The sequence below is a fragment of the Moorena sp. SIO3B2 genome (assembly GCF_010692525.1).
In the GTDB taxonomy this organism is placed as follows: Bacteria; Cyanobacteriota; Cyanobacteriia; order Cyanobacteriales; family Coleofasciculaceae; genus Moorena; species Moorena producens.
Genome location: NZ_JAAHHE010000333.1, coordinates 1 through 6535 on the forward strand (window position 1 = coordinate 1; position 6535 = coordinate 6535).

Genomic DNA, 6535 nt, shown 5'->3' on the forward strand with positions numbered 1-6535 from the left:
TTGGAAATTACCACCGACACTAAGGTTGTCATTAATAGTGAGGGAGCCGTCAATAGTTGAGTTTCCGGTAGTGGTGACTAAGCCGGTTAAACGAGAACCATCCCCAACAAATTGGGCGGCAGTAGCAGTATCACTCAGGGTTAAGTTTGTAGCAGAAATATTGCCAGTAGCAGAAATATTGCCAATTACGTCCAACTCCTCTGCGGGAGTGTCTGTACCAATGCCAACTTCACCGTTGACTGTGAGTGTTGGAAGTGTCCAATTAAAAGCCATTTTTATTTACCTCCGTTGCCAAAATGTCACTGCGAATCGTGCTTGATTTGTGCTTATAAATTTTGGTGAGTAAAATCTCTGATGATTTCAGTAGAGATTTTTTATTAGTTGCTTTTTGGGTTGGTTATTGATTCCCTATAGCTTTCGCCTTTTCCTTTTCATTAGACCTCTTGCAAAAGTATTTTTGTGATAGTGTTTGGGTCAATTCTTGTCCACTGTTCCCTGTTCCCTGTTACCTGTTCCCGACAACTGCCGCGAAGTCTATCAATTTGCTGCTCACAATTCATGATTCTGGTGGCATAAATTCCAATGAAATCGAGTCACCTTTAACGCCTTCGGCTACGGCACTCACGGTCACTGATACAGTTTCAACAGAAGAGGTAAGTTCTACTGTCGCTTGTCCCTCTTTAGCGGTTACTCTTCTTGCTGAAAGGGTACCTCCAGTTGTTTTAAGAGCTACCTTGAAATCTTTTTTTACGATTTGATTATTTCGTAAATTTCTTACTTCGATTGTGATAATAGCTTTATCTTTACCATCAGCAATTAATTCAGGAATAGCGTCACCATCTGTATCGATAGCAGTTGTTATCAGATGGATTTTAAGAGGATTTAGTTTTCTTTCAACTCCTATGGGTACTCCATTTTCATCAAGTTTTAGTTGCCATCGGTCTAGATCGGGGCTTAAGGCATATTTAGGGGAGTCTTTTATACAAACAAAGCCCCAGGCGGAAAAGTCTTCAGGATTCTTGTTGGGATAGAGTTCTTCTAAAGTTGGTTCTCGCCATTTTCCAGAATCCAAAATTCGACCTGCAAAGCTAACCAGCTTTTTTGTCTTTTTATCAAAAATAATAATCATAGTCAGTCTCCTTAAAGAAATCCTTTTATTAGTAAGTCCTCACTGCCATCCACCTTTTTGAGCGATCGCATAACCTTTAGCGGCTACTTTACCCTCAGGAGTTGCAGTAATCGTTCCATTGGCATCTGCGGAACAATTAACAAGAATGTCCTCGCCAGCTCTGAAGTTGAGATATTTGATGGTTGCAAAAAAGAGGCATTCATCTCTAGTAAATCCCTGGGGAACGGGTATACTTTGACCATGGGTTAATGATGAAGCAGTGGCAATACCTAGGGCAGCTAGTCTACCTGCAATATTTCCAGTTACGTTCAAATCTCCGTTAATATTGACACTGCCACGCACGTCTAATTTTTGAGATGGATTCGTGGTTCCGATACCTACATTGCTATTTCCTCTAATAACAAGGGCAGTTTCTACAACGCCATCGTTACCTGTATTAACGAAACCAATGCCTCCATCAGGGTTAGGGGCATTACCATCGGTTTTTTCAATCACTAAAGCATCTAGATTAGTCCCAAAGAAATTGTTGTCGTACCTGAGTCGAAAACCATCTCCACTAGGTGTACCAGATTCATTGGTACTATGAAAAATCTGAGTTCCTGTAGTCGCTAATTTTAAAGCACCAGATACTTCTAAAGTGGTAGCAAGCAAACCACTCACAGTTAAATTATTCTCTACGGTGAGGGAACCTGTGACCCGATCGGTCACACGTAATTGAGCAGTAGCGATCGCATCCCTAACACTTAAACTCCCACCCACACTCACCGAACCCGTGCTATGCAAAGCATCATCTATCCTAAGTGCCCCAGAGGAGTGTCCCGAGCGAATTACACCCGTAATTTTCACTTCATCACTGTCTTGGTCCCCCAAGGAGACATTACCCTCAATATGCTCGGTATCACGGGCAATTACGTTTCCTTGTACTTCCAAATTCCCCGATACCTGTAGATTACCCCCTACTGTGAGGTTATTAGTGGCAAAATCTTGGTTAACAGCACCATTAAGAGCCGCTTTGGTATCTAAGGTATTATTAACCTGGGTAATTTGATTATCCACATAGGTTTTAACGGCTTGCTCGGTGGGGACAGCTAAATTGCTGTTATCTGCTAGGTTTCCATCACTAGAAAATGCGTTGATGGATAATGTTCCTAGTTGGAAATTACCACCGACAGTCAGGTTTTCATCAATAGTGAGGGAGCCATTGATGGTTGAGTTTCCGGTAGTGGTAACTAAGCCGGTTAAACTGGAACCGTCCCCAACAAATTGGGCGGCAGTAGCAGTACCACTCAGGGTTAAGTTTGTAGCGGAAATATTTCCCCTTACGTCTAACTCCTGTGAGGGAGTGTCTGTACCGATACCAACTCTATCACTAACTGTAAGTTCTGGATTTGGCCAATTAAACTCCATTTTTATTTCCCTCCGTTTACTCAATTTTTAAAGGGGCTTCCGGCATCTTGTTCAAGAGTTTGAGCCTCACTATCAGCAAACATTTTTTGACCGGATTAAAAGTCGGATTTGATATCATGTCCGGATAATTAGTTATCAAAAACCATTACCCTTGACACCTTACTCCTTTACTTCTGCCTTCTGCCTTCTGCCTTCTGCCTTAAAGCAGCCCATTTCTTTCACGAATCAGATCGGATTGCTATAGGTTACTTCACGGATTTTACACCTTTGATAAACTCTTCAGCACTTGCAGCTCAGTACGTAGCTGTGTGATCTGAACTTGCTGCTCCTTGATAGCTTCTATCAGAGGAGAGATCAGCCCCTCATAGTTAAGGGATTTCATGCCATCAGGTCCAACTTCGACCAACTCTGGAAAGACGGTTTCTACTTCCTGAGCAATCAGTCCAATTTGAAGAGATTGGTCTCTACTAGAATCTTTCCAGCGATAGTGAACTCCACGCAGCTTTATGAGTTTTTCCAGAGACTGCTCCAGATTGGCAATATCCTTCTTCAGACGCAGATCAGAACCCGAGAGAGTGCCGCTGGATGACCACAATCTTCCTGCTGCAAATCCTCCAAAATAGCCCGAACCATTGTGATCAAACAGCCTCAACCAATCATCATTATGATGCACATCGCCAACACCAGATAAAAGCCACTTATCAGCCAACCTAAGCTTTTGGGTTTTGGTTGTGCCGTTGACATCCAGCTTCGCCCCTGGAGAGGTTGTGCCGATACCAACATTGCCATTTCCTCTAATAACAAGGGCAGTTTCTACAACGCCATCGTTACCTGTATTCACAAAAGCAATGCCTCCATCAGGGTTAGGGTTATTACCATCAGTTTTTTCAATCACTAAAGCATCTAGATTAGTCCCAAAGAAAGTGTTGTCGTACCTGAGTCGAAAACCATCTCCACTAGGTGTACCGGATTCATTGGTACTATGAAAAATCTGAGTTCCTGTAGTCGCTAATTTTAAAGCACCAGATACTTCTAAACCTGCAATACTTCCAGTTACGTTCAAATCTCCGTTAATATTGACGCTGCCACTCACGTCTAATTTCTGAGATGGATTCGTGGTTCCGATACCTACATTGCTATTTCCTCTAATAACAAGGGCAGTTTCTTCAATGCCATCGTTACCCGTATTAACGAAAGCAATACCTCCATCAGGGTTAATATGATTACCATCAGTTTTTTCAATCACTAAAGCATCTAGATTAGTCCCAAAGAAAGTGTTGTCGTACCTGAGTCGAAAACCATCTCCACTAGGTGTACCAGATTCATTGGTACTATGAAAAATCTGAGTTCCTGTAGTCGCTAATTTTAAAGCACCAGATACTTCTAAAGTGGTAGCAAGCAAACCACCCACAGTTAAATTATTCTCTATGGTTAGGGAACCACTCACCCGATCGGTCACACTTAATTGAGCAGTAGCGATCGCATCCCTAACACTGAGACTCCCATCCACCCTCAGCGCCCCCGTGGTATGTAAAGCATCATCTATCCTAAGCGCCCCAGATGAATGCCCTGAGCGAATTACACCGGTAATTTTCACTTCATCACTGTCTTGGTCCCCCAAGGAGACATTTCCAGCAATATGCTCGGTATCACGGGCAATCACATCTCCTTGTACTTCCAAATTCCCGGATACCCGTAGATTACCGCTTACTGACAAGTTATTAGTGGCGAAATCTTGGCTAGCAGCACCATTTAGAGCCGCTCTAGTGCTAATTTCATTATCCACATAGGTTTTAACGGCTTGTTCGGTAGGAACAGCTAAATTACTGTTATCTGCTAGGTTTCCATCACTGGAAAATGCGTTTATGGATAATGTTCCGAGTTGGAAATTACCACCGACAGTCAGGTTTTCATCAATGGTGAGGGAGCCATTCAGGTTTAAGTTTCTAGCAGAAATATCACCAATTACCTCTAACTCCTGTGAGGGAGTGTCTGTACCAATGCCAACTCTATCACTAACTGTAAGTTCTGGATCTGGCCATCTACTCATTTTTGTTTACCTCCCTTGATAAAAAATTGTTAATTGTTAATTTCTAATTACCGGTAGCGGTACTAATTACCAATTGCTATCCATTGAATATGCCATTTTTGATCATTGTGATTGGCAAAATCTGGTGTTAGGTCTAAGCTATCTGTTCTAATGACGTAAATTCTGAAACCTTTAGCTGTACGGTTGTATGGAGAACTTCCACCTGTAGTTTTAAAGTTAGCACTGTCTCCATGTAAATTTGCTATGTAAATTGGTGTCGATTTAAAACCACATGCTGAGGTATCTACATCTACATAAAGGCCTTTAGGAGTGGAATTATAAACTTGCCAATTAGTTGAGCCTTCGGGAGTTTTTCCACAACAGATTCTTAAGGCTGTTCCTGAGGTGTCTTGGGCCGCGCCAAGTAGTTTGCCGAGCACATGTAACTCACTACTCACAGTTAAGTTTGTGGCAGAAATATCACCAATTACTTCTAACTCATTTTCGGGAGTATCTGTACCAATGCCAACTTTATTTTTAACAGTAAGATCTATATTTTCCGGCCAAGTATATTGGCTCATATTATTTGCTCCTTTATTACTTGCTGATATTTTCAAATCTACGTTTTTTTGATGAATGTGTAGGGCAACGAGTTCCTAATAGTTGTTTTCAGTCAACGAACCACTTCATCGCTATTGTGTCATTGTTATGACCACGGGGAGTATGTTCTCCTACATTCCAACGAATCATATCCCTATCGCCTTTGGTGCTAACAATAATCATCCACCAGTAAGAATCGTCTTGAAATTTCACTACATCTCCATCTGAAGTTGCGCTCACATGGGAAGTGTTTTGAACATAAACAATGCCATTTTTTTTAACCCAGATATTTTCTGCATAGGTGATGTATTGAACGTCACCACTATCCATTAATACCCTGACTTGATAGCCATTTTGTACCGCATTAATTAAGTCATTAATATTGCCTGCCGTTCGGTTGCCATTGGCATCATGGGCATAGGCTAGTGACCAACGATTTAGATTTGTCAATTTTGAACCATCTCCTACAAATTCTGTAGCTTTAACTGTGCCTTCAACAGTTAAATTATTATCTATGGTTAGGGAACCTGTTACCCGATCTGTCACACTTAATTGAGCAGTAGCGATCGCATCCCTAACACTTAGACTCCCATCCACACTCACCGAACCCGTGGTATGCAAAGCATCATCTATCCTAAGTGCCCCAGATGAATGCCCTGAGCGAATTACACCTGTAATTTTCACTTCATCACTATCTTCATCCCCTAAGGAGACATTTCCAGCAATATGCTCAGTATCACGGGCAATTACGTTTCCTTGTACTTCCAAATCCCCAGATACCTGTAGATTACCCCCTACTGTGAGGTTATTAGTGGCAAAATCTTGGTCAGCAGCACCGTTGAGAGCAGCTTTGGTATCAACGGCATTATTAACCTGGGTAATTTGATTATCCACATAGGTTTTAACCGCTTGTTCAGTGGGAACAGCTAAATTACTGTTATCTGCTAGGTTTCCATCACTGGAAAATGTGTTTATCGATAATGTTCCTAGTTGGAAATTACCACCGACAGTCAGGTTTTCATCAATAGTGAGGGAGCCATTCAGGTTTAAGTTTCTAGCAGAAATATCACCAATTACCTCTAACTCCTGGGAGGGAGTATCTGTGCCAATGCCAACTCTAGCACTAACTGTAAGTTCTGGATCTGGCCATCTACTCATTTTTGTTTACCTCTCTTGAGAAAAAATTGTTAATTGTTAATTTCTAATTACCAATTGCCAGCCATTGAATATGCCATCCTCTGCTATTGGCAAAATCTGGTGTACATAAATTGCACAAATATTGAACAGCTAGCACATTACAAAATTATATACTAAAATGAGCTTATGCTTAGTAGGAATTCTGCTACATTTTAGAATACAATGATATAATG

The 6535-nt window shown here is 41.5% G+C and carries 5 protein-coding genes and 1 pseudogene; all 6 read right to left on the bottom strand.

What is annotated here, in order from left to right; all coding sequences use genetic code 11:
- Positions 1–273, bottom strand: a pseudogene (locus F6K38_RS32780) (hypothetical protein); the annotation flags it as partial.
- Between the two features lie 283 nt (positions 274–556).
- Positions 557–1129, bottom strand: coding sequence for an Ig-like domain-containing protein (locus F6K38_RS32785; RefSeq protein ID WP_287359264.1), 573 nt, complete (start codon positions 1127–1129; stop codon positions 557–559).
- Positions 1130–1168: 39 nt separating this feature from the next.
- Positions 1169–2536, bottom strand: coding sequence for a translocation/assembly module TamB domain-containing protein (locus tag F6K38_RS32790; protein ID WP_287359266.1), 1368 nt, complete (start codon positions 2534–2536; stop codon positions 1169–1171).
- A gap of 259 nt (positions 2537–2795) precedes the next feature.
- Positions 2796–4586, bottom strand: coding sequence for a tail fiber domain-containing protein (locus F6K38_RS32795; RefSeq protein WP_287359269.1), 1791 nt, complete (start codon positions 4584–4586; stop codon positions 2796–2798).
- A 62-nt stretch (positions 4587–4648) separates the two neighbouring features.
- Positions 4649–5182 carry a hypothetical protein gene (locus tag F6K38_RS32800; protein ID WP_287359271.1) on the bottom strand — a complete coding sequence of 178 codons (534 nt, stop codon included), beginning with the start codon at positions 5180–5182 and terminating at the stop codon, positions 4649–4651.
- Positions 5183–5234: 52 nt separating this feature from the next.
- A complete protein-coding gene (locus F6K38_RS32805; RefSeq protein WP_287359273.1) occupies positions 5235–6323 on the bottom strand; it encodes a translocation/assembly module TamB domain-containing protein in 1089 nt (362 codons plus the stop codon).
- Positions 6324–6535 lie beyond the last annotated feature (212 nt).

What these genes read in the sequence shown, in the direction of transcription:
- F6K38_RS32795 (WP_287359269.1), bottom strand. Translation starts at nt 4,586, where the DNA reads ATGAGTAGATGGCCAGATCCAGAACTTACAGTTAGTGATAGAGTTGGC.
- F6K38_RS32790 (WP_287359266.1), bottom strand. Translation starts at nt 2,536, where the DNA reads ATGGAGTTTAATTGGCCAAATCCAGAACTTACAGTTAGTGATAGAGTT.
- F6K38_RS32785 (WP_287359264.1), bottom strand. Translation starts at nt 1,129, where the DNA reads ATGATTATTATTTTTGATAAAAAGACAAAAAAGCTGGTTAGCTTTGCA.
- F6K38_RS32805 (WP_287359273.1), bottom strand. Translation starts at nt 6,323, where the DNA reads ATGAGTAGATGGCCAGATCCAGAACTTACAGTTAGTGCTAGAGTTGGC.